Raw genomic sequence first — 25,290 nt, 5'->3', positions numbered from 1 at the left:
GCATCTAATTTAATCGGCTGTCACTACTTATCTTTATCATCTTTTCTGCCAAAGAAATAATCAATAATTAAAATGATTAAAGGTATAGATAATGTTATGAATACTGAATAATGACCTCTCTTTATAAAAAGTATGTGCATATCACCGTTATTATTAAACAAATTGCTAAGACAATCAGTACATATAATTTATTTTTATTCATATGCATAGTTCTCCTTCAAATTTAGTTCAATCACAAGATAACATATGATGCAAATCACTTCTAATTTGATGATATCCGTGTTTCAGTGTTTATGATTATTAAAAATACGAACCTATTAAAGCATATCAGTACGCATTAAAAAGTCTGAGACAAAATAGATGTCTCAGACTTTTTCAATTAGGCAGTAGATGATTGAGTTGAAAATATAAAGACTCACTTATTTATAAAAACTATTTTTCCATTTTTATAGAAACAAATCGTTCTTTTGCATAAGCTAAAGCTTAGATATGCCACATAAAAATGCTAGTGAGACTTATGTATGCACGTTAGCTCAGGTAAAGCTTTATTCTAGTCATCTTTGCCTTGATTGCATAGGTAGGACGACGTAATCTATATTAGAAAATTTGATTTCTATGCCCTACCCTTTATTAATCTATATTTATTCATTAAGTGTACGTTCTTTTGCTAACTTTCTTTCTTCAGCATTTGAAATAACTAAAGCACATGCTGCGTCGCCTGTTATATTGCCTGATGTTCTTGTCATATCAAGTAATCTATCAATTCCTAAAATAATACCGATGGCTGCTGGATCTAGTCCTACTGCATTTAATACCATTGCGAGCATAATCAATCCTACGCCAGGAACCCCAGCTGTACCAATAGATGCCACAACTGCTATAACGACAACTGTTATAATTTGCGAAACAGATAAAGTCACGCCAGAAATTTGAGCGATAAATATCGTTGCAACACCTTGCATTATGGCAGTACCATCCATGTTAATCGTTGCGCCTAAGGGTTGAACAAATGAAGCAATTTCCCGTCTAACCCCCATTTTTTTCGTGCATTCTAATGATACAGGTAAAGTAGCCGTAGAACTTGAAGCACTAAAACCTAATGTGATAGCTGGAATAAAGTCTTTGAAAAACTTTAATGGACTTGATTTTGCCATAAATTTAACGGCAGCACCATATACCACAAAGAAATGAATCCCTAACCCCAGTAAGACAATAAAGAAATACATACCTAATTGCTGGATTGCCCCAAATCCAGCACCAGTAAAGGCATGTGCTACAAGACCAAATGTACCAATTGGTGCAAAGACACTCATAATCATTGTTACAATATACATGAGTACATCATTGGTTTGTTCTAAAAATTTATGAACCATTTGTGCCTTTGAACCCACCATGATAATACCTACACCAATGAAAATAGCAAATGAAATAATTTGCAACATATTTTCATCCGTCATGGCTTGCAATGGATTTTTAGGAAATAAATTAATTAAAGTTTGATCAAATGTTTGTTTGGCGGCTGAATCTTGTGAACTGTCTTCTTTCTCTAATGTTTGTTGATAACTGGATACATCATCACTATTTAATAGTTCTGATTTTCCAGCACCGGGTTGTAATACTAAAGCCAATGTAATACCAATGATAATTGCAATCGCTGTCGTTGTTAAAAAGAAGGTAATCGTTTTTATACCTATGCCCCCTAATAATTTTGGATCACCTACACCGACTACCCCTAAGACGATGGAAACAAAAACAACTGGCACTACTAACATAAAGATTAAATTCAGAAAGATTTGTCCGATAACATTAAATAGGTATTTATCTACGTTTTCTACAAAAGCTGTATTCGAAAATACATTAAAGATAGAACCAATTGCAATACCTAATACTAACGCTATGACGATCTTTAATGAAAGATGCTTCGTTTTCATAGCAATATCCCCCTTTTAGTTATTACTATTTATTATATAGTATTTTTATATAAATTAAAGTAAGAATTCACCAAAATAGATATATTACCATGCCATGACATTATTTATGATCGTTTTATTACACACTATATTAAATTGTTTTGCATAGCATAAATTGCCGCCTGTGTACGATCCGTTACTTGAAGTTTACTAAATATATGGCTAACATGCGTTTTAATTGTTTTCTCTGATACAAAAAGTGTTTCTGCAATTTCTTTATTTGTTTTACCTTTTGCCATTTCCGTAAGTACTTCTGATTCCCTTTTTGAAAGCTTGTTTGCATAATGTGGCTTTTTACTTACTGTTTCAATGACATGTTGTGCTTGAGGATGAATAATTTTTTCTCCTGCAAGAACATGTTTTATTGTTTTTATTAATTGCTCAGGCTCTACATCTTTCATCTCATAACCATCTGCACCTTTATCAATTGCAGAAATAACATGTTCATCATCAATATAACTTGTTAACACTAATATTTTTACATTTGGATATTTTTTCTTCATCCATTCTGTAATTTCAATACCATTCATTTCTGGCATTACTAAATCTAATAATACAATATCGGGTAACGTGTTGTTTTCTAGATAATCTAAAAAGGTTTGACCATCTGAAAATCCACCTATAACCTCTAAATCTTCTACCGTTGATAATAAAAATTCTAATCCTTGCCTAACAATATGATGATCATCTACAAGTATAATTCGACTCATAACTTTCTTCCTTCCTATAACGACAACGGCACGCTTATATATATTTTAGTACCCTTGTTTTCAATTGATTCAATATCTAAATTACCATTTATCGCTTTCGCACGTTGTCTCATATTATTGATTCCATGTGAATAATTAAAATTTGATTGATTCATATTAAAACCTTTACCAAAATCTTTAATTTCCACGATTAAAGATTGATGATTTTGCGTCAATTTCACATTAATCTCATTTGTATTCGCATGTTTCTTAGTATTATTCATAGCTTCTTGGATAATACGGTAGACATTTTCTTCTATTAAGCTTGGTAAATTAATCAAACCTTCAACTTTTACACTTAACTCAATTTGTAAAATATCACTATAGTTATTTAATGCATTTACTAATCCTTGTTCTAATCCAACAGGTTTAAGTTGCCAGATCAATGACCGCATCTCATTCACGGCTTGTTGACTTGTATCTTCTATTACATTAAAAGCATTCCGTGATACTTCCTCTTTCGTAATACCCTGGGCAGCATGTGCAGTCAGTTTCACAGAAAATAATAATTGATTCACTGAATCATGTAAATCTCGAGCTAATCGATTTCTTTCACTGATACGAGCAGCTTCTTTTTCTTTATTTGTGAGAATAATTCGTTTGATAGCAGAACCTATTTGAAAAGCAACTGACTCTAGTAATTCTAAGTCCTCTTCACTGTAGCTTGTTTTATAAGGTGTCGCCACATTTAATAATCCAAACTGTTCTTCTCCTGAACGTAATGGCACCGTTGCATGATGTGTAATACCATTTGTTTCAGCATGATGTGCACGATTAGCTAAATTAATGCGAGAGCAATTTATAATATTTGATGCCTTAGTTAACTTTTTATTTTGATATGCTTGAACACACCAACACGTGCCTTCACACATGTATTTACAATTGTCTTTGGCTAACGCTCCTGGAAGCTCAAAATGCGAGACTAATTCATGTTGCCCTACATCATCTATAAAGAAAATCCATCCAGTAGTAAAATCCGTTCCTTCTATAAGATATCTCAACGCGCCATCCATCATGCTGTATGTTTCTGTTTCTTCATTTAAAAATTCAGCTATTTCTTTAAGTAATGCAAGTCTTGTCGGTTTTTCCATTTAACCATTCCATTCCGTTACTACTTTAATATATATTATACCTTCTTCATGTTAAATTTTAAAATGTTGCTTCTACAACATTAATAAATGCATTCATTTAAATTTTAAATATAGAATTCATTTGACTAATATTTTTAATACTTTCTTTATGGTATGATAATAGTTGATAATCAAGGAGGATACTATGAAATTTGAAATCCCTAATAAATATAATCAATTAACATTAAGAGAAATTTTTCAACAATTGCACTTACCAAAAAAAGATTTACACACTTTAAATATGTCGAAAGCAATTACCATTAACGAATCGCCTGGAACGCTCACGACTAAAGTAAATACTGGCGATAATGTTTATATTCCAACACCAGATGAAGTGAGTAATTACTTACCTAGTTACCGCTTCGCTCAAATTTATTATGAAGATGATGACATAGCAATTGTCATGAAACCAAAAGGTGTGAAAACACATCCAAATGATTTAAAAGAAAGTAATACATTAATGAACCATGTCATTTATACAATAAAAAGTGATTATGTAGAACCTATTCACCGATTAGACCAAGAAACAGTTGGTTTATTAATCGTCGCAAAAAACCCACTAATGAAAAAAATCTTAGACCGTATGCTAGAGGAAAATAAAATAGACCGTATATATAAAGCAAATGTACATAGTTTATTACCTATCAAACCTCAGACTATCGATATGCCTATTGGTAAAGATAAATTTCATTCTAATAAACGTCGTGTCTCTTCTACAGGTCAATCTGCAATCACACATATTTTAAATTCAAAAATGATTAAAGAAGACGTCTGTGAATTAGAAATAAAATTAGATACCGGTAGAACGCATCAAATTCGTGTACACTTAGCAGAAATTGGTCACCCAGTTATTGGTGATCCATTATATGGTAACTCTACGTTAAGAAAATTAGAATTAAATAGTCACAAAATAGAATTTATTCATCCACTCACACAAGAAAGTATAACTGTAAGTTTAGACGATGAAGTTTAATCATATAAAATAATTGCAATACCTTATCTCTATTAAAATAAGCTAGCATACTATTAAGTGTAAAAAAACTGTTGCATTTGATTATTCTGTAGTCAATTGCTAACGTTCAACGCATTAAAGTATAAAACAAAAAGAGCTAATCCATATGATAGGATTAGCTCTCTTAATTTAAATATTTGTATTTTCAGTGCTCTATGGAGTTTTATTTAGGTTCAACCATATCTTCTGGTTTAATCCATTGTTCGAATTGTTCTTCTGTAACATACCCTGAATCAATTGCTGATTCTTTTAAAGTAAGCCCTTCACGGTGAGCTTTTTTAGCGATACTAGCTGCTTTTTCATATCCAATGTGTGGATTCAAAGCAGTTACGAGCATTAATGATTGGTTTAAATAATTATCAATATTCTCTGGAATTGGCTCAATACCAACTGCACAGTTATTATTAAATGTGTCCATACCATCTGCTAATAAATAAATTGACTGCAAGGTATTTAATAAAATAACTGGTTTGTATACATTGAGTTCAAAGTTACCTTGTGAACTTGCAATACCAACTGCTGTATCATTACCCATTACTTGAACTGCAACCATAGTTAACATTTCACATTGCGTTGGATTAACCTTACCAGGCATGATAGATGAACCAGGTTCATTCTCTGGTATGGAAATCTCAGCAAGACCCGCACGAGGTCCTGAAGCTAACCATCTTACATCATTGGCAATTTTCATTAGATCTGTTGCAAGTGCTTTAAGTGTACCATGCAATTGTACAACTTCGTCATGTGCTGTTAATGCATGGAATTTATTTTCAGATGATACAAAAGGATAGCCTGTATTTTCAGCTATAAATTTAGCTACTTTGTCACCAAACTCTGGATGTGCATTAATTCCTGTACCTACTGCAGTACCACCAATAGCTAAGTTTAAAATATGCGCTTTTGATTCACTTAACAACGTTTCACATTTATCTAACATATAACGCCAACCACTAATTTCTTGACCTAGTCGAATCGGTGTAGCATCTTGTAGATGCGTACGCCCAATTTTAATAATATCGTGATATTGTTCTTCTTTTTGTTTAAACGTATCTCTCAGTGTTTTTAATGCAGGTTCTAATTTTGTTTCAACTTCATTGTATAATGCAACATGCATTGCTGTTGGGAATGTATCATTAGAACTTTGAGATTTATTTACATCATCATTAGGATGAATAGACTCATCGATACCTTGCTCTTTTAAGTAAGTATTGGCAACATAACTTACAACTTCGTTTACATTCATATTACTTTGTGTACCACTCCCTGTTTGCCAAACAACAAGTGGGAAATGTTCATCTAATTCTTTATTTAATACGCGGTCACATGCATAGACAATCGCATCTTTTTTGGCATCTGATAATTTACCTAATGCATGATTAGCTAATGCTGCCCCTCTTTTTAATTGCGCAAATCCGTATACAACTTCAATTGGCATACGTTCTTTACCCACTGGAAAATTACGTTTACTTCTTTCTGTTTGTGCACCCCAGTATTTATCTGCAGGTACTTCAATTTCACCGAATGTATCATGTTCTATTCTTACTGACATTTATAATTCTCCCCTTCATTATTCATTGTTCGCTATTAGTATAGCATTAAACATTTTATAGGAGCAATCGTATTATATAGCGTTTTCATAATTCAATTGATAATTTTAAAATACATAAACAACAACACATTGATATTTTTTCTTTTATATGAAAAGGTAGCAGGAGAGTAATCAAATTTTTTAATCGTTTGTTTAAATAAGTGAGATTTTACCTTTTCAATTCAGTCATCTACTGCCTAAATGAAAAAAAGCGTCTGAGACATCTACTTTGTCTCAGACGCGATAATTGGAAATACAATTAAAATTTTTATATTAGATGAATGAACATAGTGACGTACATTTTATTAATCTTAAAAGCTCTATTATTAAAAATTGTCTTAACGCTCTTTAGTGATATTAACACTTTTAAATTGATTTTTTGCCGCTTGAATCACGCCAACTGCAGTTAAAATTAATAAGATCGCACCTATCACTAATGTAACTGGACTAATTGTTATTAATAATCCTAGGAAACCATCTAAATTATCATAAAAGCTACCTAAAGGCTTAAATAATAATACAGTTATAACAATACAACATAACACACTAATAATGACGCCTGTTTGATTACTTTTTACAAAAGTTGATGCATTCACTTGATCTACTAAACCTTGTGATAAATTAATTTGTAATTTAATAATTTTGAATAATACTGGTAAATAAAGCGCTCCAATTGCCATTGGAAAACCTTTTATAGAAATTAAATTTACAATAACAGCACTTATCATGATATATTTCCAATATTTGCTTAACATTTATATAATTCTCCTTAAATCAATAATGCTTTAATAATAACACATTCACATTTAACATGGCATTTCTTTTTTTACCACATGACTTCGAAAATAATCGTCATCACAATTACACAAAAAACCTTTGTGAACCATAATAATTCACAAAGGTGGCTTAAACTATTCATTTAAATCGGAACGTACTGCTGGGTCATGTGATTTATCTAATTTATCTTCATCATTTTCTTCAGAGATTTGTTCCATTTCTTTTCCTAATTCTACGACATCCTCTAAATCATCAACCATCGCGTTTTCTGACTCTAATTCATCACGATGTAGATTATTTTGATTTTTATCTAAACTCATTGCAATCACCTCACATATAAATTATGCAAAACGTGCAGTGAAATAATGTCTAACATCTTCTGGTAAACCTTCAGCAGCCGCTTCATCTAAAATAACATTAACCATACGGTGCGCTTTTAAATCTGAAGGTTCAAAACTTGTTTTACCATTTTCTTCATAAAGTTTATGAACGACTTCTTTTTTATCGCTACCTGTAATAATTAAAATAACTTCACGTGCCGAGAATAAACCTTGATTCACACTTACATCTAATTTACCATTTGTATCAATAGAAAGTACTTGTGTAATCAATTTCCCTTTATTTTCTTTAGTTTTGATTTTATCTTTAATAAATGATTCCGTATCTTCACCAAATGAAACATTGAAGATTTGGCCTTCTGGAACACCAAGTGCTTCAAAGTATGATTTATTGTTATCATAATCCAGAATATTAATTTGACTAAAATCTACTGCATGTTTATCAACATTTTTCTTTAATTCATCCAATACTGGTGCATTGTCACTTGAAAGGTGTACGCCAGCAATTGTTGTTGGATTGTTGTTAAATTGTTTTCTTAAGATATCTGCAGCATATTCCGCTACAACTTGTTCATTTTCTAAAACTTTAAAGTTCATTGCCATAGTAATTACACTCCTCTTTGTCTATTAAGACGCGTTCTAGCATTATTTTTATTATTACCCTTGTTACAGTAACCATAAACTATTTACTTAATTTAACTTATGATTCTTCTGATTTAAATTATATTTAGGCTTAACTTCATTATACAAAGCTTTAACTATAATTTCATTCATTTTAAACAATTAATGTAACCCAGGGAAACTTTGTTGTCTTAAAGCTTCGTATATAAGTAATGAAGCTGTATTAGATAGATTTAATGATCTAATATTATCATTCATTGGTATTCTTAAGGCAGTTTCAGCATAAGCATCTTTTACCCAATCAGGTAATCCAGTTGTTTCTCGTCCAAATATGAAAAAGTGGTCATGTTCTGTATCTGTGAAATCAAAATCTGAATACGTCTTTTTACCAAATTTAGTCAACAAATAGTATGTACCATCTGTGTTTTCAAAAAATGATTCAATGTTTTCATAATAGGTAATGTTCACAGATTCCCAATAATCTAAGCCTGCACGTTTTAACATTTTATCATCTGTACTAAAACCTAATGGCTTAATTAAATGTAAATGTGTATATGTACCAGCGCATGTTCTAGCAATACTGCCTGTATTACCAGGTATTTGTGGCTGAAATAATACTATATGGTTTGTCATGCTTTTATTCGCTCCTCATTTCAAGTCCTTTTATCATTTCTACTTGGACTTCTTCTATTTCATCATTATAATGTTGTTCTATAAAAGGCCTTGCCGCTTCACCTTGAATTTGACCTATTGCCCAATATGCAGTACCACGAATCATGGGTCTAGGATCATTCAAAGCTACTTCTTGTAATTCTGATATTGCAGTTTCATCTTTAAAATGCGCTAATGCGACGATAGCATTCCGCTGTATCGGTTTCTTCCCTCTCCATGCACCTGCTAAATGACCATAAGTGTTTTTAAATTCCTTATTACTCATTTGCAACAAAGGCACCAATCTAGGTTTCAAAATTTCTGGTTCTAATACGATATCATCATGTTGAGTATTGATTCCTTTATTTCTTGGACAAACTTGCTGACATGTATCACAACCATATAAACGATTACCAATTTTATAACGATATTCATCAGCTAAATACCCTTTAGTTTGCGTTAAAAAGCTGATACATTTTTGACTATTTAATTGTCCATCACCAACAAGTGCTCCAGTTGGGCAACGATCAACACAAATGGTACAATCACCACAACTATCGATTAACGGATCATCTGGTGGAAAAGGTATACTTACAAGCATTTCACCTAGATATGTCCATGTACCTAATTCTGGATTAATAACAAAACCGTTTCTACCTACGTAACCTAAGCCCGCGCGTTCAGCAACTGCGCGATCTGAAAGTACACCAGTATCTACCATTGATTGTATTTCTACACCAGGTACTTTTTCTTCTAAATACGCACCTAATTTATCTAGGCGTTTCCTCATAATCGAATGATAGTCTTGTCCCCACGATGCTCGTGCAAACATACCACGGCGATCACCACGAACACTTTTAGGAGCGCCTTTCAATTTATTAGGATAACCCACTGCAATTGCAATGATTGATCTAGCTGTCGGCAGCGATAACTTCGGTTCAGTTCTCAATTCGATATCCGATTCTTCGAAACCAGATGCATAGCCTTTCGCATGATAGTCAGCTAACTTTTGTTTCAACTCATCAAAAGGATCAGCTGTAGTAAAACCAATACTATCGATACCAATTGTATGAGCATAATCTATGACATCTTGTTTCAATTGGTTTAAATCCATTTAATTACACCCCACATTAAAAACATACATTCCATAGTTTAACACATTCCGAAGTGTTTAGCGTATGACGTATTTTAGTTTTTCATGACAAAATTAAAAACCAAGTATCTAAAGTTACGATTATTAATTAATCTAACTTTAAATGCTTGGTTTCAACAGCTTATAGTACTCTACTCAAGAAGTTTTTAGTTCTTTCATGTTGTTGATGATCAAAAATATCTGTTGGCGATCCAGATTCAACAATCACGCCATCTGCCATAAAGACCACTTTATCACTTACATCCCTTGCAAAGTTCATTTCATGTGTGACAACGACCATTGTCATACCTTCTTTTGCTAGATCTTTCATTACCTTAAGCACATCACCAACAACTTCAGGATCAAGTGCTGACGTTGGTTCATCAAATAATAACACTTCAGGATTCATTGCCAATGCTCTAGCAATTGCAACCCTCTGCTTTTGTCCACCAGATAATTGAGAGGGATAAGCGTCTGCTTTATCTGCTAATCCAACCTTTTCAAGTAATGATTTCGCCTGTTGTTTTAAATTAGCGATATTATCTTTTTTCAATAAACTTGGCGCTAATATAACATTATCTATGACCTTTTTATGAGGAAACAAATTAAAATTTTGAAATACCATCCCCATTTGTTGACGTAAGGTTTCTAACTCAGTGCTGTTATGAGTTAAATGTTGTTCTTTAAAAATAACTTCCCCACTAGTCGGTGTTTCTAACAAATTCATGCAACGAAGTAATGTACTTTTCCCACTACCAGAAGGACCAATGATTGCGACGACTTCACCTTGATTAACCGTTAAATCAATTCCTTTGAGCACTTCATTTTTACCAAAAGATTTATATAAATTTTTAATATTAATCACTAACTTTCATTCTCCCTTCAAAGTAATACATCACTCTAGATAATGTGAATGTAAGAATAAAGTATAGTATTGCAGCAACGATTAATGGTGTAAATGGATCAAATGACGCACCTTGTACAACTTGTGCATTGAACATTATTTCACTAACACCAATGACTGAAACAATTGACGATTCTTTAATTACCGTTACAAATTCATTACCTAAAGCCGGTAAAATATTTTTAATAGCTTGCGGTAAAATAACTGACTTCATTGTCTGACCATAAGTTAAACCTAAACTACGTGCTGCTTCAGTTTGTCCACTATCAACAGCATTAATACCTGCTCTTATTATTTCGGCAATATATGCTGAACAATTAATTACTAAAGCAATCATACCGCATATAAGCGCTGATATATTTAATCCAAGAACTGCTGTTGTTCCAAAGTAAACAAGGAATACTTGAACTAAAAGCGGTGTCCCTCTTAGGAATTCAATATAAGCTGAAGCAAGCCAACTTAATAATTTAATTTTGCTTAACTTAAGTAAAGCAATACCAGCACCAAACACTGTCCCTAATAGAACACCAACAATGGAAATTAATATCGTGTTCTGAATACCTTTTAAGAAGAAATTACCATACTTAGTGAAAAAATTACCGTCATCTTTTTTCATTGCTTCTGCCGCAGAAGCTTTATAATCCTTAATTAAATTATTATCTTTAACATCTTTGATAGATGCATTCAATTTTTCCATTAATTTTGGAGAATGTTTCGGAGCAGCTATTGCTGTACTTTTTGTACCTTCATTAAATTTAACATTTTCAGCAAATGTTAAATCTTTATTTTGTTTCAAATAAGCTTCAGCTACTGGTCCTTCGATGACCATTCCTTTTACCTTACCACTCTTTAATGACATGATTACTTCTGGAACTCTAGTCAAAGATTGTACCTGTGCATTATCAATTTCACTCTGAGCAATTTTTTCTTGTTGTGTTTGTTTTTGAACACCTATTTTTTTATTTGCAAAATCATCAATATCTTTTAAATTATCTGCATCTGATTTTTTTATTATCATTTTTTGTTGGACTGTCATATATGGGTTAGAAAAATCTACTTCTTTTTCACGCTCTGGTGTTGGTGTCATACCAGAAATAATTAAATCGACTTTCCCAGTCTTAATTGCTCCCAATAAACTGTCAAATTGCATATTTACAATTTTTAATTTCAGATGATTATCTTTAGCTATTTTTTAGCTAAGTCAATATCGATACCTGCATATTCCGATTTACCATTTACATTATGCTCAAATTCATATGGTGCATAATCTGCAGATAAACCTACGCGTAATTCACCACGCGCTTTTATTTTATCCCATTGATCCTGTTCCGCTCCATGTGCAACAGGGCTAATGTAAGTTAATATACCGCTACTAATTAAAATAACAGTCATAATCAATTTAATCATGTGTTTCATTTTCTAACCCCTTTCTATATAATTCATTATTATACATAATTACGAAATAATATTCAATATAATTTTAGGAATCTATTTAAACTTATATAAACAGCTAATTACCTCAAATTCTGTCCCTTGAGTATAAAAAAGAGAGCCTGGGACAAAACTAGATGTCTCAGACTCTTGTTCAATTAGGCACTAAATGACTAAATTGAAAATGTATAGCCTACTTATTTTAAAGAAACTATTTTTCCTATTCTTATGGAAACGAGTAGTTCTTATGCATAGGCTAAATCTTATATATAATTATAGTGAAACTTATACATGCACGTTAGCTCAGGCAGACCTTTATCATAGTTATCTCTGCCTTGATTACATAGGTGGAACTACAAAAGACCCACTAGAAAATTTAATTTCTGCCCTATGCTTCATAATCAATTACAGGTTGCTGTCATGCTTGTTAATATACATTAATTTATACTCCATACCTTAAAGTAAAATATATAGACATAGAAAATAATATTGACACTATAATAAACTTAAAGTTTTAGATTTTTAGACTTAACTACACCTATACAATACCTTGAAAATGTATAGATATTCATTTTCTTAGATAACCAACTGCCATACACAAATTCAAAACACTTTATTGTTTTGGTATTTCAAATCTATATATGTCATCTGAATAATTGCCTATGAATTTTTTACATAATTCATGTACAAAAAATGCTGCTACAAATGGAATAATAAGATAACCAAAAATTAAAAGGATAATATTTATTACTGGATCACCATCCATCCGATTAAATGCGTTTATTGGCCCTACTAAACCTGTATAACCAAAACCAGCAGACATTGGTGTCCCTTGAATTCCTATGAAATAAGCAATTAACCCTCCTATGATACCATTAATAACTAAAGGCACCGCGATGATTAAATGTTTAAAGTATACTGGAATCATCATTTTAGCTGCACCAATAATTAATACAAGATTGACACCTGCACCATTCACTCGTATTGAACCGAATAAAAATGTTACACAAGCTGCTACAATACCCATATTAGCTGCACCACTTCCTAAACCAGACAAACCAATTGCAGTGGCAATTGCTACCACAGATATGGGTGTAACCATTAATAAAGAATATGTAACACAGATAAGGATAGACATCAACATAGGATTCAGTTCTGTAAAAGAACTCACTAAATGTCCAATTCCTTTCGTCACATTCGATACATACCCTAGTGTATAAATACCTATAATGCCACTTACAACCGGAATCACTACCGGTAAAATAATCATTTCAAGCGATCCTAATTTGTTTTGAAGTATTAAATATAAAAAACAGGCTACCATGACTACTAATATCGTATTTATAATATCTCCAATACCATTTAACATAAAACCGTTTGATGTTATTTTTACTGCCCCACTACCAAGCATTGCAGAAACGCCAACCATCGTTGCACCAGCACCACTAAATTTAAATTGATGCGCTGCTAATACTCCAATAATAAAAGCCATAAATGATTGAATTAATACAACCAATTGATACACTGATTCTAATAATTGATTATCTTCTTTGAAGAATTTTAATAACTCTCCTAACATTGCATTCGGTATTAATGCAATTACAACACCAGCACCCACAGCTTGAAGTATGTTGCTAAAAAATTGTTTACTACTATTATTTTTAGTTTTACTCTTAGACATTCATTTTCCTCCAAATAAAGCATTAGACTCATAATATTATACTTTCTTAAAAACCACAATATAAAGTTATAATGGTAAATATAATATCAATGATTTATATTCTTTTTTTAAATTTAAAACAAAACGTATATTTGACATAAAAAAAGAACCTCGTAGATACGAGGTTCAAAAACAAACAGAGTCTGTTTATTACTATAGTTATACCGGTGGTCGGGATCGAACCGACACTCCAAGAAGGAACGGGATTTTGAGTCCCGCGCGTCTGCCAATTCCGCCACACCGGCTCAATAAAAAATTGAGCGATCACTTATTTTACAAAAAGTAACCGTTTATGTTCGAAACAGCATAAATACATTATATAACTTAGAACTTTTGTCGTCAATAGATTTCTTAATAAAGAGCGTAATCACTAGCTTTTGAAAGAAAAACACCTTACTAAAAAAGTATAAATTGTCACTATTCATAATATATTTGCCTTATAAATAAATTAAACTAATTACCACGTCTTAATTTAAATAAATTCATCATTTTTAATTAGAAGCAAATTATTAAGTACAGATCAAATTAACTATTTACTTAAAAATCAATCTAAAATTATTTCATTTTCCTTTTCACCAATCATTTGTGTTATTTGGTTAAATTCATTCATTACAGCTACTTTAGGTACGTGATTTATAAGCTCAGTTTCATTTAATTGAACATATGTCATAATAATCACAACATCGTCTACTTCTACTAACTAGAAGCAGCTCCATTTAAGCATATCTTACCACTTCCACGTTCTCCTTCAATAACATAGGTTTCAAAACGTGCACCATTATTATTATTTACAATTGCCACTTTCTCATTGGGTAATATATCTACTGCTTCCAATATATCTTTATCAATCGTAATACTACCTACATAGTTTAAATTAGATTCTGTTACTCTTGCTCTGTGAATTTTTCCATTCATCATTGTACGTATCATAGAAATTATAGCTCCTATAGTTCAAATTTTTAATTATACATAAATCAAGTATTAATTATTACTTCATATAACATAACCACTTAATAATACCACATTGATTAAGACGTTAAAATAATATTTACCTCAATATAAATAAACAACAATCCAAAGTGATTATTAAATTTATATACTTAAAAAAGTGTAAAAAAAAACTTCCTCAATGGAAGAATAAATGGAGCGGAAGATAGGACTTACACCTATACCTCATTCCGGGAAGGAATGTGTTCTAAAAGTTGAACTACTCCCGCAAAATAATATGGAGCGGAGGATAGGACTTACACCTACACCTCGTTCCGGGAAGGAACGTGTTCTAAGAGTTGAACTACCCCCGCATGGGATATAATAATTTAATATGGAGCGGAAGATAGGACTTACACCTATACCTCATTCCGGGAAGGAACGTGTTCTAAAAGTTGAACTACTCCCGCATATTGTTGAAGGCGGCAACCGGATTTGAACCGGTGATAAAGGTTTTGCAGACCTCTGCCTTACCACTTGGCTATGCCGCCAATAAAAAACTGGGCTAGCTGGATTCGAACCAGCGCGTGATGGAGTCAAAGTCCATTGCCTTACCGCTTGGCTATAGCCCAATAATACTAAGGGCGGATGATGGGAATCGAACCCACGAGTGTCGGAACCACAATCCGATGCGTTAACCACTTCGCCACAACCGCCATGGCAGGGGCAGTAGGAATCGAACCCACATCAAAGGTTTTGGAGACCTCTATTCTACCGTTGAAATATGCCCCTATTAAATTAAATAAATGGTGGAGGGGGGCAGATTCGAACTGCCGAACCCGAAGGAGCGGATTTACAGTCCGCCGCGTTTAGCCACTTCGCTACCCCTCCAAAAAAGATGGTGCCGGCCAGAGGACTTGAACCCCCAACCTACTGATTACAAGTCAGTTGCTCTACCAGTTGAGCTAGGCCGGCTTGCATTAAAAATGGTTCAGGACAGAATCGAACTGCCGACACATGGAGCTTCAATCCATTGCTCTACCAACTGAGCTACTGAACCATAATAAATGGCGGTCCCGATGGGATTCGAACCCACGATCTCCTGCGTGACAGGCAGGCGTGTTAACCGCTACACTACGGGACCTTTTAAAAATTGCGGGAGGCGGATTTGAACCACCGACCTTCGGGTTATGAGCCCGACGAGCTACCGAACTGCTCCATCCCGCGTTAATAATATAAATGGCGGAGGAAGAGGGATTCGAACCCCCGCGAGCCGTTAAGCTCCTGTCGGTTTTCAAGACCGATCCCTTCAGCCGGACTTGGGTATTCCTCCACAAATATTAGCTAAAAATAAATTATATTCAATTATTATAAAGATGGCGGAGGAAGAGGGATTCGAACCCCCGCGGGCCGTTAAGCCCCTGTCGGTTTTCAAGACCGATCCCTTCAGCCGGACTTGGGTATTCCTCCAAAATTATATGGACCTTGCAGGACTCGAACCTGCGACCGAACGGTTATGAGCCGTTAGCTCTAACCAACTGAGCTAAAGGTCCTAAATATAATTTACAACTAATAATTAGTGGCGGTGGAGGGGATCGAACCCCCGACCTCACGGGTATGAACCGTACGCTCTAGCCAGCTGAGCTACACCGCCGTTGTATTTTAGTTTGTATTAAATATGGTGGAGACTAGCGGGATCGAACCGCTGACCTCCTGCGTGCAAAGCAGGCGCTCTCCCATCTGAGCTAAGCCCCCATATATAAATTTTCAGGGAATCGGGAAGACAGGATTCGAACCTGCGACCCCTTGGTCCCAAACCAAGTGCTCTACCAAGCTGAGCTACTTCCCGTAAATTAGTGCGCCCAATAGGGGTCGAACCTATAACCTCTTGATTCGTAGTCAAGTACTCTATCCAGTTGAGCTATGGGCGCATAATTTTTATAGGATGATGCCGAGGACCGGAATCGAACCGGTACGATAATCACTTATCGCAGGATTTTAAGTCCTGTGCGTCTGCCAGTTCCGCCACCCCGGCAAAATAATGGAGCAGAAGACGGGATTCGAACCCGCGACCCCGACCTTGGCAAGGTCGTATTCTACCGCTGAACTACTTCTGCATATGCGGGTGAAGGGAGTCGAACCCCCACGCCGTAAGGCGCTAGATCCTAAGTCTAGTGCGTCTGCCAATTCCGCCACACCCGCGATATTAAAATGATAATGGTGAGCCATAGTGGGCTCGAACCACTGACCCTCTGATTAAAAGTCAGATGCTCTACCAACTGAGCTAATGGCTCATCAAAATGGTGCCGGCCAGAGGACTTGAACCCCCAACCTACTGATTACAAGTCAGTTGCTCTACCAGTTGAGCTAGGCCGGCTAAATTAAATAAATGGTGGAGGATGACGGGTTCGAACCGCCGACCCTCTGCTTGTAAGGCAGATGCTCTCCCAGCTGAGCTAATCCTCCATATAAATTGCCTGGCAACGTCCTACTCTTGCGGAACGTAAGTCCGACTACCATCGGCGCTAAGGAGCTTAACTTCTGTGTTCGGCATGGGAACAGGTGTGACCTCCTTGCCATTGTCACCAGACAATGAAATGTATGAAATTATACATTCAAAACTAGATAGTAAGTAAAATATGATTCAACCAAACAAAACATTTAAAATTTGATTAAGTCTTCGATCGATTAGTATTCGTCAGCTGCACATATCGCTATGCTTCCACCTCGAACCTATTAACCTCATCATCTTTGAGGGATCTTATAACCGAAGTTGGGAAATCTCATCTTGAGGGGGGCTTCATGCTTAGATGCTTTCAGCACTTATCCCGTCCATACATAGCTACCCAGCGATGCCGTTGGCACGACAACTGGTACACCAGAGGTATGTCCATCCCGGTCCTCTCGTACTAAGGACAGCTCCTCTCAAATTTCCTACGCCCACGACGGATAGGGACCGAACTGTCTCACGACGTTCTGAACCCAGCTCGCGTACCGCTTTAATGGGCGAACAGCCCAACCCTTGGGACCGACTACAGCCCCAGGATGCGATGAGCCGACATCGAGGTGCCAAACCTCCCCGTCGATGTGAACTCTTGGGGGAGATAAGCCTGTTATCCCCGGGGTAGCTTTTATCCGTTGAGCGATGGCCCTTCCATGCGGAACCACCGGATCACTAAGTCCGTCTTTCGACCCTGCTCGACTTGTAAGTCTCGCAGTCAAGCTTCCTTATGCCTTTACACTCTATGAATGATTTCCAACCATTCTGAGGAAACCTTTGAGCGCCTCCGTTACTCTTTAGGAGGCGACCGCCCCAGTCAAACTGCCCATCTGACACTGTCTCCCACCATGATAAATGGTGCGGGTTAGAAATCCAACACAGCGAGGGTAGTATCCCACCAACGCCTCCACGTAAGCTAGCGCTCACGTATCTCAGGCTCCTACCTATCCTGTACAAGCTGTGCCGAATTTCAATATCAGACTACAGTAAAGCTCCACGGGGTCTTTCCGTCCTGTCGCGGGTAACCTGCATCTTCACAGGTACTATGATTTCACCGAGTCTCTCGTTGAGACAGTGCCCAAATCGTTACGCCTTTCGTGCGGGTCGGAACTTACCCGACAAGGAATTTCGCTACCTTAGGACCGTTATAGTTACGGCCGCCGTTTACTGGGGCTTCGATTCGTAGCTTCGCAGAAGCTAACCACTCCTCTTAACCTTCCAGCACCGGGCAGGCGTCAGCCCCTATACATCACCTTACGGTTTAGCAGAGACCTGTGTTTTTGATAAACAGTCGCTTGGGCCTATTCACTGCGGCTCTCCTGGGCGTTAACCCTAAAGAGCACCCCTTCTCCCGAAGTTACGGGGTCATTTTGCCGAGTTCCTTAACGAGAGTTCGCTCGCTCACCTTAGAATTCTCATCTTGACTACCTGTGTCGGTTTGCGGTACGGGCACCACAATTCTAGCTAGAGGCTTTTCTTGACAGTGTGAAATCAACGACTCGAGGAAACAATTTCCTCTCCCCATCACAGCTCAATCTTAAGAATGCCGGATTTGCCTAACACTCAATCTCACTGCTTGGACGTACAATCCAATCGTACGCTTCGCCTATCCTACTGCGTCCCCCCATCGCTTAAAACGAATAATGGTGGTACAGGAATATCAACCTGTTATCCATCGCCTACGCCTATCGGCCTCAGCTTAGGACCCGACTAACCCAGAGCGGACGAGCCTTCCTCTGGAAACCTTAGTCAATCGGTGGACGGGATTCTCACCCGTCTTTCGCTACTCACACCGGCATTCTCACTTCTAAGCGCTCCACATGTCCTTGCGATCATGCTTCAACGCCCTTAGAACGCTCTCCTACCATTGTCCTTACGGACAATCCACAGCTTCGGTAATATGTTTAGCCCCGGTACATTTTCGGCGCAGTGTCACTCGACTAGTGAGCTATTACGCACTCTTTAAATGATGGCTGCTTCTAAGCCAACATCCTAGTTGTCTGGGCAACGCCACATCCTTTTCCACTTAACATATATTTTGGGACCTTAGCTGGTGGTCTGGGCTGTTTCCCTTTCGAACACGGACCTTATCACCCGCGTTCTGACTCCCAAGTTAAATTGATTGGCATTCGGAGTTTGTCTGAATTCGGTAACCCGATAAGGGCCCCTCGTCCAAACAGTGCTCTACCTCCAATAATCATCACTTGAGGCTAGCCCTAAAGCTATTTCGGAGAGAACCAGCTATCTCCAGGTTCGATTGGAATTTCTCCGCTACCCACAACTCATCCGCTCACTTTTCAACGTAAGTCGGTTCGGTCCTCCATTCAGTGTTACCTGAACTTCAACCTGGTCATGGGTAGATCACCTGGTTTCGGGTCTACGACCAAATACTCAACGCCCTATTCAGACTCGCTTTCGCTACGGCTCCACATTCACTGCTTAACCTTGCATCAAATCGTAACTCGCCGGTTCATTCTACAAAAGGCACGCCATCACCCATTAACGGGCTCTGACTACTTGTAAGCACACGGTTTCAAGTTCTATTTCACTCCCCTTCCGGGGTACTTTTCACCTTTCCCTCACGGTACTGGTTCACTATCGGTCACTAGAGAGTATTTAGCCTTGGGAGATGGTCCTCCCAGATTCCGACGGAATTTCTCGTGTTCCGTCGTACTCAGGATCCACTCAAGAGTGAACAAACTTTCGACTACAGGATTATTACCTTCTTTGATTCATCTTTCCAGATGATTCGTCTAGTCTGTTCTTTTGTAACTCCGTATAGAGTGTCCTACAACCCCAACAAGCAAGCTCGTTGGTTTGGGCTCTTCCCGTTTCGCTCGCCGCTACTCAGGGAATCGATTTTTCTTTCTCTTCCTGCGGGTACTAAGATGTTTCAGTTCTCCGCGTCTGCCTTCAGATATGCTATGTATTCACATATCGATAACACGACATAACTCGTGCTGGGTTTCCCCATTCGGAAATCTCTGGATCAAAGCTTACTTACAGCTCCCCAAAGCATATCGTCGTTAGTAACGTCCTTCGTCGGCTTCTAGTGCCAAGGCATCCACCGTGCGCCCTTAATAACTTAATCTTTTTTGACTTTCAACACGAACAAGTCGGTTGAAAACCCAAAATGTTATTAATCTGTGAGTGTTCTTTCGAACACTAGCGATTATTTCTTTTTGAATTCAAAGCTTGTTAAAAAACTCTAATTCACTCGGTTTTGCTTGGTAAAATCATAAATTTTACTTACTTATCTAGTTTTCAATGTACAAAATTTTTCATGGTGGAGACTAGCGGGATCGAACCGCTGACCTCCTGCGTGCAAAGCAGGCGCTCTCCCATCTGAGCTAAGCCCCCATAAAAACTTATTAAAATCAATGGTGGGCCTAAGTGGACTCGAACCACCGACCTCACGCTTATCAGGCGTGCGCTCTAACCAGCTGAGCTATAGGCCCATTCACGATGTGAATACTCCAATGAGCATTCAAAACTGAATACAATATGTCAATGTTATTCCTGCATCTTCGTAAGAAGATGTTCCGAATATATCCTTAGAAAGGAGGTGATCCAGCCGCACCTTCCGATACGGCTACCTTGTTACGACTTCACCCCAATCATTTGTCCCACCTTCGACGGCTAGCTCCATAAATGGTTACTCCACCGGCTTCGGGTGTTACAAACTCTCGTGGTGTGACGGGCGGTGTGTACAAGACCCGGGAACGTATTCACCGTAGCATGCTGATCTACGATTACTAGCGATTCCAGCTTCATGTAGTCGAGTTGCAGACTACAATCCGAACTGAGAACAACTTTATGGGATTTGCATGACCTCGCGGTTTAGCTGCCCTTTGTATTGTCCATTGTAGCACGTGTGTAGCCCAAATCATAAGGGGCATGATGATTTGACGTCATCCCCACCTTCCTCCGGTTTGTCACCGGCAGTCAACCTAGAGTGCCCAACTTAATGATGGCAACTAAGCTTAAGGGTTGCGCTCGTTGCGGGACTTAACCCAACATCTCACGACACGAGCTGACGACAACCATGCACCACCTGTCACTTTGTCCCCCGAAGGGGAAGGCTCTATCTCTAGAGTTTTCAAAGGATGTCAAGATTTGGTAAGGTTCTTCGCGTTGCTTCGAATTAAACCACATGCTCCACCGCTTGTGCGGGTCCCCGTCAATTCCTTTGAGTTTCAACCTTGCGGTCGTACTCCCCAGGCGGAGTGCTTAATGCGTTAGCTGCAGCACTAAGGGGCGGAAACCCCCTAACACTTAGCACTCATCGTTTACGGCGTGGACTACCAGGGTATCTAATCCTGTTTGATCCCCACGCTTTCGCACATCAGCGTCAGTTACAGACCAGAAAGTCGCCTTCGCCACTGGTGTTCCTCCATATCTCTGCGCATTTCACCGCTACACATGGAATTCCACTTTCCTCTTCTGCACTCAAGTTTCCCAGTTTCCAATGACCCTCCACGGTTGAGCCGTGGGCTTTCACATCAGACTTAAGAAACCGCCTACGCGCGCTTTACGCCCAATAATTCCGGATAACGCTTGCCACCTACGTATTACCGCGGCTGCTGGCACGTAGTTAGCCGTGGCTTTCTGATTAGGTACCGTCAAGACGTGCACAGTTACTTACACGTTTGTTCTTCCCTAATAACAGAGTTTTACGAGCCGAAACCCTTCATCACTCACGCGGCGTTGCTCCGTCAGGCTTTCGCCCATTGCGGAAGATTCCCTACTGCTGCCTCCCGTAGGAGTCTGGACCGTGTCTCAGTTCCAGTGTGGCCGATCACCCTCTCAGGTCGGCTACGTATCGTTGCCTTGGTAAGCCGTTACCTTACCAACTAGCTAATACGGCGCGGGTCCATCTATAAGTGATAGCAAAACCATCTTTCACTTTAGAACCATGCGGTTCCAAATGTTATCCGGTATTAGCTCCGGTTTCCCGAAGTTATCCCAGTCTTATAGGTAGGTTACCCACGTGTTACTCACCCGTCCGCCGCTAACGTCAAAGGAGCAAGCTCCTTATCTGTTCGCTCGACTTGCATGTATTAGGCACGCCGCCAGCGTTCATCCTGAGCCAGGATCAAACTCTCCATAAATGAATTATGATGTTTGATTAGCTCATAAAATACTAATTTGTGTTATTTCTAACACTTGTTTTGAACCAACAATTTAATGTTGTGTTCGGAATTAACGTTGACATATTGCAATTCAGTTTTCAATGTTCATTAATGCGTTACAAGAATTTATTATAACATTAAGTTTTTGTTAAGTCAACAATAAATTTTTGTTATTTTTTATTAAGTTTGTTGCGTTTTTTAACTCAACATTTAATATTGTATTATCTTTCAACTATATTAACAAGTGTCAAATTTACACTTTTGATAATTTCTGTTGATTCGATTTATATTGCAGTACGTCGTGTTTTGACGACTTTTACATAATATCAAGATTATTTATAACCGTCAATAAAAAATACAGATCTTTTTAGTTTAATTTTACTACGGATATTACCAAATATCGTTTAAATGTATTTAAATTTTATTTTGTGTAAATAGATTGTATAACCAATTTCACATTTTGATTACTTTATTACCTTTTCTTATTATCATTAAGTTAAATTCATATTAGTTAATGTTGAAAAATTAAATTCACCTTTTTAAAAATGCACTTTATTAAATCACTTACTTCTATAATAACTAAAAGTGAAAGAAGGGACTTACTATTCAGTAAGTCCCTTCTTCATGATTAAAATTGATTTTAAAAATAGCTTTGCTTAATTATTTCTCATCATCAAGTTTATTTATCTTGGCAATCTTTGCATAACCCATATATTTCCATACGGTGATGCGTTACATTAAAGTCTGTTACGTGTTGTGCTAACTGTTCCACTTCATCTAGTTGTGGATAATGGAAGTCAACGATTTTACCACATTGTTCACATATAACGTGATAGTGATTGTGTGTACTAAAATCAAAACGACTCGAAGAATCTCCATAAGGAAGTTCTTTAACGATACCAATATCTTTAAATACACGTAAATTATTATATATAGTAGCAACACTTATATTTGGAAAATCAGGTGAAAGTGCTTGATAAATTTCATCTGCTGTCGGATGAGTATGTGAAGCAATTAAAAATTTAAGAATTGCCTGTCTCTGTGGAGTGATTCTTACACCATTATTTCTCAATGAAGTAATCGAATCCTCTAATTGATGCTCTATCGTTTCCAACTCTGCACTCATTCCCCTCACCATCTTTCTATTTAAGAATTATTATTACTTAATATTAATATAACTGTTCACGTGGGGAAATGTCAATAAACAAAGCTATAAACACATCAATAGCCATTCAAAGGATTTACGACATTCTCAATTAGTTCATTGTTATTGAGAATGGATTTTAAATTTTTCTCAAATATACCTGTCACTTCACTTTTATTTTCATTACCATTACCTGTAATATGCGCTGTAATCGTTACATTATTCAATTGATATAGCTCATTACTCGGTTGCAATGGTTCATTTTCAAATACATCTAAGTATGCATGTCTAATTAATTTTTCTTTTAAAGCTTCTATTAAAATTTCTTCTTTAACTACTGTGCCTCTGCCTACATTGATAAAAAGACAATTATGGTCCATACATTCAAAATGCTCTCTTTCAAGTAGATGAATTGTATCTTTGGTTTCTGGCAAAGTGTTTATTACAATATTCGCTTCCTGCAACGCTTCTTTCAATTCATTGATTGGATATATCTTACTAAACCCTTCAATAGTATGTCCAGTTGTATTAACACCCATCACTGTCATGCCCATAACATTTGCAATTCTCGCTGTTTGTTGAGCTATGCTTCCTGTTCCTATAAACAATATCTTTTCTCCACTTAATCTTGATCCAGTTAACGAAGAATCATAATATTTATTTTTTTGATTTATGTAGGAAGTTCTCATCTTTTTATAATCATCTAATATGTACGCAAATATAAACTCCGACATCTGTTTTGCATGTACACCTTTAGCGTTCGTTAGTTTAATATTATGCTTGCTTATGTATTCTAAAGGCAAGTTGTTTACACCTGTGGCATACCAAGCAATCCAATTTAAATTAGGACATTGTTTTAAAAACGATTCATCCAATTTACCATCATAACCAAATAATATTTCTAAAGTTTCTCTGTCCTTGTCATCTATATCTGAGAGACCATTGCTAAACACAAAGTCTACATTTGGAAAGCGTGCTTTCAATTCATTTTCTAAATCGCCCAATTTCATTAGACTGACTGCTTTCATTTATGCTCACCCCAAGATTTGTTTTAATTCATCTATTTGCGTTTTCACTTTAACTTTTTCAATTATATCAATAATTTGACCAGTTTCATCTATTACAAAGGTTGTTCTCACTATACCCATGGATTCTTTTCCAAATGATTTTTTCAGTTGATATACACCAACCGCTTCAGATAATTTATAATCTGTATCTACAAGTAAGTCAAAATTTAGATCTAATTTGTCACTAAAATTCTGATGTTTCTTTTTACTGTCACCACTAATGCCATAGACACTGGCATTAAGTTCATTAAATAAAGCGATATTATCTCTAAAATCGCACGCTTCTGTAGTACATGTTGGTGTATTATCTCTTGGATAAAAATACAAAACTGCCTTTTTACCTTTAATCGTCTCATTCGTGATTAGCTCACCATTTTGATTTTCTAATTCAAATAAAGGAAATTGATCTCCTTTTTTCAACATATAACTCACCCTATTTCTTTTTATGATTAATTTTATGATACGATAATAAGCGAAAATATTAAATTAAAAGAGGT

At 36.5% G+C, this 25,290-nt stretch carries 15 protein-coding genes, 28 tRNA genes, 3 rRNA genes and 2 pseudogenes; 1 reads left to right on the top strand and 47 read right to left on the bottom strand.

Going from position 1 to position 25,290, the window contains the following annotated elements; translation table 11 throughout:
* Positions 1-641 precede the first annotated feature (641 nt).
* The 3 genes from SSP_RS04835 to SSP_RS04825 all read right to left on the bottom strand — a co-directional run bounded on the left by SSP_RS04835 (position 642) and on the right by SSP_RS04825 (position 3,810).
* Positions 642-1,931 (bottom strand): dicarboxylate/amino acid:cation symporter, encoded by a 1,290-nt coding sequence (locus tag SSP_RS04835; protein ID WP_011302811.1) that lies wholly within the window; start codon positions 1,929-1,931, stop codon positions 642-644.
* A gap of 125 nt (positions 1,932-2,056) precedes the next feature.
* On the bottom strand, positions 2,057-2,680 hold the full coding sequence (locus tag SSP_RS04830; RefSeq protein WP_011302810.1) for a response regulator: 624 nt from the start codon (positions 2,678-2,680) through the stop codon (positions 2,057-2,059).
* Positions 2,681-2,694: 14 nt separating this feature from the next.
* On the bottom strand, positions 2,695-3,810 hold the full coding sequence (locus tag SSP_RS04825; RefSeq protein ID WP_011302809.1) for a GAF domain-containing sensor histidine kinase: 1,116 nt from the start codon (positions 3,808-3,810) through the stop codon (positions 2,695-2,697).
* A gap of 184 nt (positions 3,811-3,994) precedes the next feature.
* Between SSP_RS04825 and SSP_RS04820 the strand changes: the two genes are divergently transcribed.
* Entirely contained in the window at positions 3,995-4,822 is an 828-nt protein-coding gene (locus tag SSP_RS04820; protein ID WP_011302808.1) for an RluA family pseudouridine synthase, read from the top strand.
* A gap of 202 nt (positions 4,823-5,024) precedes the next feature.
* Here the strand turns inward: SSP_RS04820 and fumC are convergent, their stop codons facing one another.
* The 44 genes and pseudogenes from fumC to SSP_RS04610 form a co-directional block, all read right to left on the bottom strand.
* The gene (fumC, locus tag SSP_RS04815) at positions 5,025-6,410 is read right to left on the bottom strand and encodes a class II fumarate hydratase (protein ID WP_011302807.1); all 1,386 of its coding nucleotides are present in this window, start codon (positions 6,408-6,410) and stop codon (positions 5,025-5,027) included.
* 377 nt (positions 6,411-6,787) lie between these two features.
* The gene (locus SSP_RS04810; RefSeq protein ID WP_011302806.1) at positions 6,788-7,204 is read right to left on the bottom strand and encodes a hypothetical protein; all 417 of its coding nucleotides are present in this window, start codon (positions 7,202-7,204) and stop codon (positions 6,788-6,790) included.
* 156 nt (positions 7,205-7,360) lie between these two features.
* Positions 7,361-7,546 carry an SAS053 family DNA gyrase inhibitor gene (locus SSP_RS04805; RefSeq protein WP_011302805.1) on the bottom strand — a complete coding sequence of 62 codons (186 nt, stop codon included), beginning with the start codon at positions 7,544-7,546 and terminating at the stop codon, positions 7,361-7,363.
* A 21-nt stretch (positions 7,547-7,567) separates the two neighbouring features.
* Positions 7,568-8,167 carry a 6-phosphogluconolactonase gene (locus SSP_RS04800; RefSeq protein ID WP_011302804.1) on the bottom strand — a complete coding sequence of 200 codons (600 nt, stop codon included), beginning with the start codon at positions 8,165-8,167 and terminating at the stop codon, positions 7,568-7,570.
* A 180-nt stretch (positions 8,168-8,347) separates the two neighbouring features.
* Positions 8,348-8,818 (bottom strand): tRNA (uridine(34)/cytosine(34)/5-carboxymethylaminomethyluridine(34)-2'-O)-methyltransferase TrmL, encoded by a 471-nt coding sequence (gene trmL, locus SSP_RS04795; RefSeq protein ID WP_002482875.1) that lies wholly within the window; start codon positions 8,816-8,818, stop codon positions 8,348-8,350.
* Between the two features lie 4 nt (positions 8,819-8,822).
* Positions 8,823-9,950, bottom strand: a complete 1,128-nt coding sequence (gene queG, locus SSP_RS04790; RefSeq protein ID WP_011302803.1) for a tRNA epoxyqueuosine(34) reductase QueG — start codon at positions 9,948-9,950, stop codon at positions 8,823-8,825.
* Between the two features lie 160 nt (positions 9,951-10,110).
* Positions 10,111-10,833, bottom strand: a complete 723-nt coding sequence (locus SSP_RS04785) for an amino acid ABC transporter ATP-binding protein (RefSeq protein WP_002482873.1) — start codon at positions 10,831-10,833, stop codon at positions 10,111-10,113.
* Positions 10,826-12,288: pseudogene (locus SSP_RS04780) on the bottom strand (ABC transporter substrate-binding protein/permease). Before SSP_RS04780 ends, SSP_RS04785 begins: the two are co-directional and overlap by 8 nt.
* A gap of 628 nt (positions 12,289-12,916) precedes the next feature.
* A complete protein-coding gene (locus tag SSP_RS04775; protein ID WP_011302800.1) occupies positions 12,917-13,984 on the bottom strand; it encodes a PTS transporter subunit IIC in 1,068 nt (355 codons plus the stop codon).
* 201 nt (positions 13,985-14,185) lie between these two features.
* A tRNA-Leu gene (locus SSP_RS04770) sits at positions 14,186-14,268 on the bottom strand.
* 299 nt (positions 14,269-14,567) lie between these two features.
* Positions 14,568-14,953 (bottom strand): annotated as a pseudogene (panD, locus tag SSP_RS04765) (aspartate 1-decarboxylase).
* Between the two features lie 212 nt (positions 14,954-15,165).
* Positions 15,166-15,240 (bottom strand) — tRNA-Gly (locus tag SSP_RS04760).
* A gap of 9 nt (positions 15,241-15,249) precedes the next feature.
* Positions 15,250-15,324: transfer RNA gene (locus SSP_RS12975), tRNA-Gly, on the bottom strand.
* A 21-nt stretch (positions 15,325-15,345) separates the two neighbouring features.
* Positions 15,346-15,420: transfer RNA gene (locus tag SSP_RS12970), tRNA-Gly, on the bottom strand.
* 10 nt (positions 15,421-15,430) lie between these two features.
* Positions 15,431-15,501 (bottom strand) — tRNA-Cys (locus SSP_RS04755).
* A 9-nt stretch (positions 15,502-15,510) separates the two neighbouring features.
* Positions 15,511-15,582, bottom strand: a tRNA-Gln gene (locus SSP_RS04750).
* An 11-nt stretch (positions 15,583-15,593) separates the two neighbouring features.
* Positions 15,594-15,666 (bottom strand) — tRNA-His (locus tag SSP_RS04745).
* A 2-nt stretch (positions 15,667-15,668) separates the two neighbouring features.
* A tRNA-Trp gene (locus SSP_RS04740) sits at positions 15,669-15,742 on the bottom strand.
* 15 nt (positions 15,743-15,757) lie between these two features.
* A tRNA-Tyr gene (locus tag SSP_RS04735) sits at positions 15,758-15,841 on the bottom strand.
* 8 nt (positions 15,842-15,849) lie between these two features.
* Positions 15,850-15,925, bottom strand: a tRNA-Thr gene (locus SSP_RS04730).
* A gap of 12 nt (positions 15,926-15,937) precedes the next feature.
* Positions 15,938-16,010, bottom strand: a tRNA-Phe gene (locus SSP_RS04725).
* Between the two features lie 8 nt (positions 16,011-16,018).
* A tRNA-Asp gene (locus tag SSP_RS04720) sits at positions 16,019-16,094 on the bottom strand.
* 9 nt (positions 16,095-16,103) lie between these two features.
* A tRNA-Met gene (locus SSP_RS04715) sits at positions 16,104-16,177 on the bottom strand.
* Between the two features lie 13 nt (positions 16,178-16,190).
* A tRNA-Ser gene (locus tag SSP_RS04710) sits at positions 16,191-16,283 on the bottom strand.
* A gap of 44 nt (positions 16,284-16,327) precedes the next feature.
* A tRNA-Ser gene (locus tag SSP_RS04705) sits at positions 16,328-16,420 on the bottom strand.
* Between the two features lie 9 nt (positions 16,421-16,429).
* Positions 16,430-16,503 (bottom strand) — tRNA-Ile (locus SSP_RS04700).
* Positions 16,504-16,530: 27 nt separating this feature from the next.
* A tRNA-Met gene (locus SSP_RS04695) sits at positions 16,531-16,604 on the bottom strand.
* 25 nt (positions 16,605-16,629) lie between these two features.
* Positions 16,630-16,705, bottom strand: a tRNA-Ala gene (locus tag SSP_RS04690).
* Positions 16,706-16,725: 20 nt separating this feature from the next.
* Positions 16,726-16,799 (bottom strand) — tRNA-Pro (locus tag SSP_RS04685).
* 8 nt (positions 16,800-16,807) lie between these two features.
* Positions 16,808-16,881, bottom strand: a tRNA-Arg gene (locus SSP_RS04680).
* 18 nt (positions 16,882-16,899) lie between these two features.
* A tRNA-Leu gene (locus SSP_RS04675) sits at positions 16,900-16,985 on the bottom strand.
* Positions 16,986-16,992: 7 nt separating this feature from the next.
* A tRNA-Gly gene (locus SSP_RS04670) sits at positions 16,993-17,067 on the bottom strand.
* A 3-nt stretch (positions 17,068-17,070) separates the two neighbouring features.
* Positions 17,071-17,152, bottom strand: a tRNA-Leu gene (locus tag SSP_RS04665).
* 16 nt (positions 17,153-17,168) lie between these two features.
* Positions 17,169-17,244 (bottom strand) — tRNA-Lys (locus tag SSP_RS04660).
* A 7-nt stretch (positions 17,245-17,251) separates the two neighbouring features.
* Positions 17,252-17,327 (bottom strand) — tRNA-Thr (locus tag SSP_RS04655).
* A 13-nt stretch (positions 17,328-17,340) separates the two neighbouring features.
* Positions 17,341-17,416: transfer RNA gene (locus SSP_RS04650), tRNA-Val, on the bottom strand.
* A gap of 9 nt (positions 17,417-17,425) precedes the next feature.
* Positions 17,426-17,540: ribosomal RNA gene (gene rrf / locus SSP_RS04645) — 5S ribosomal RNA — on the bottom strand.
* A 78-nt stretch (positions 17,541-17,618) separates the two neighbouring features.
* Positions 17,619-20,541: ribosomal RNA gene (locus SSP_RS04640) — 23S ribosomal RNA — on the bottom strand.
* 193 nt (positions 20,542-20,734) lie between these two features.
* Positions 20,735-20,810, bottom strand: a tRNA-Ala gene (locus tag SSP_RS04635).
* Positions 20,811-20,831: 21 nt separating this feature from the next.
* Positions 20,832-20,908: transfer RNA gene (locus SSP_RS04630), tRNA-Ile, on the bottom strand.
* A gap of 100 nt (positions 20,909-21,008) precedes the next feature.
* Positions 21,009-22,561 (bottom strand): 16S ribosomal RNA (locus SSP_RS04625).
* Together the 16S, 23S and 5S rRNA genes with 27 tRNA genes alongside form the textbook arrangement of a ribosomal RNA operon.
* Before the next feature lie 700 nt (positions 22,562-23,261).
* Positions 23,262-23,708 (bottom strand): peroxide-responsive transcriptional repressor PerR, encoded by a 447-nt coding sequence (gene perR / locus SSP_RS04620; RefSeq protein ID WP_002482869.1) that lies wholly within the window; start codon positions 23,706-23,708, stop codon positions 23,262-23,264.
* Between the two features lie 95 nt (positions 23,709-23,803).
* Positions 23,804-24,754 (bottom strand): phosphoglycerate dehydrogenase, encoded by a 951-nt coding sequence (locus SSP_RS04615; protein WP_011302797.1) that lies wholly within the window; start codon positions 24,752-24,754, stop codon positions 23,804-23,806.
* Positions 24,755-24,760: 6 nt separating this feature from the next.
* The gene (locus SSP_RS04610; protein WP_011302796.1) at positions 24,761-25,216 is read right to left on the bottom strand and encodes a peroxiredoxin; all 456 of its coding nucleotides are present in this window, start codon (positions 25,214-25,216) and stop codon (positions 24,761-24,763) included.
* Positions 25,217-25,290: the final 74 nt, after the last annotated feature.

The organism is Staphylococcus saprophyticus subsp. saprophyticus ATCC 15305 = NCTC 7292, assembly GCF_000010125.1.
Taxonomy (GTDB): Bacteria; Bacillota; Bacilli; order Staphylococcales; family Staphylococcaceae; genus Staphylococcus; species Staphylococcus saprophyticus.
This window is presented reverse-complemented; position numbering and strand designations above follow the sequence as displayed.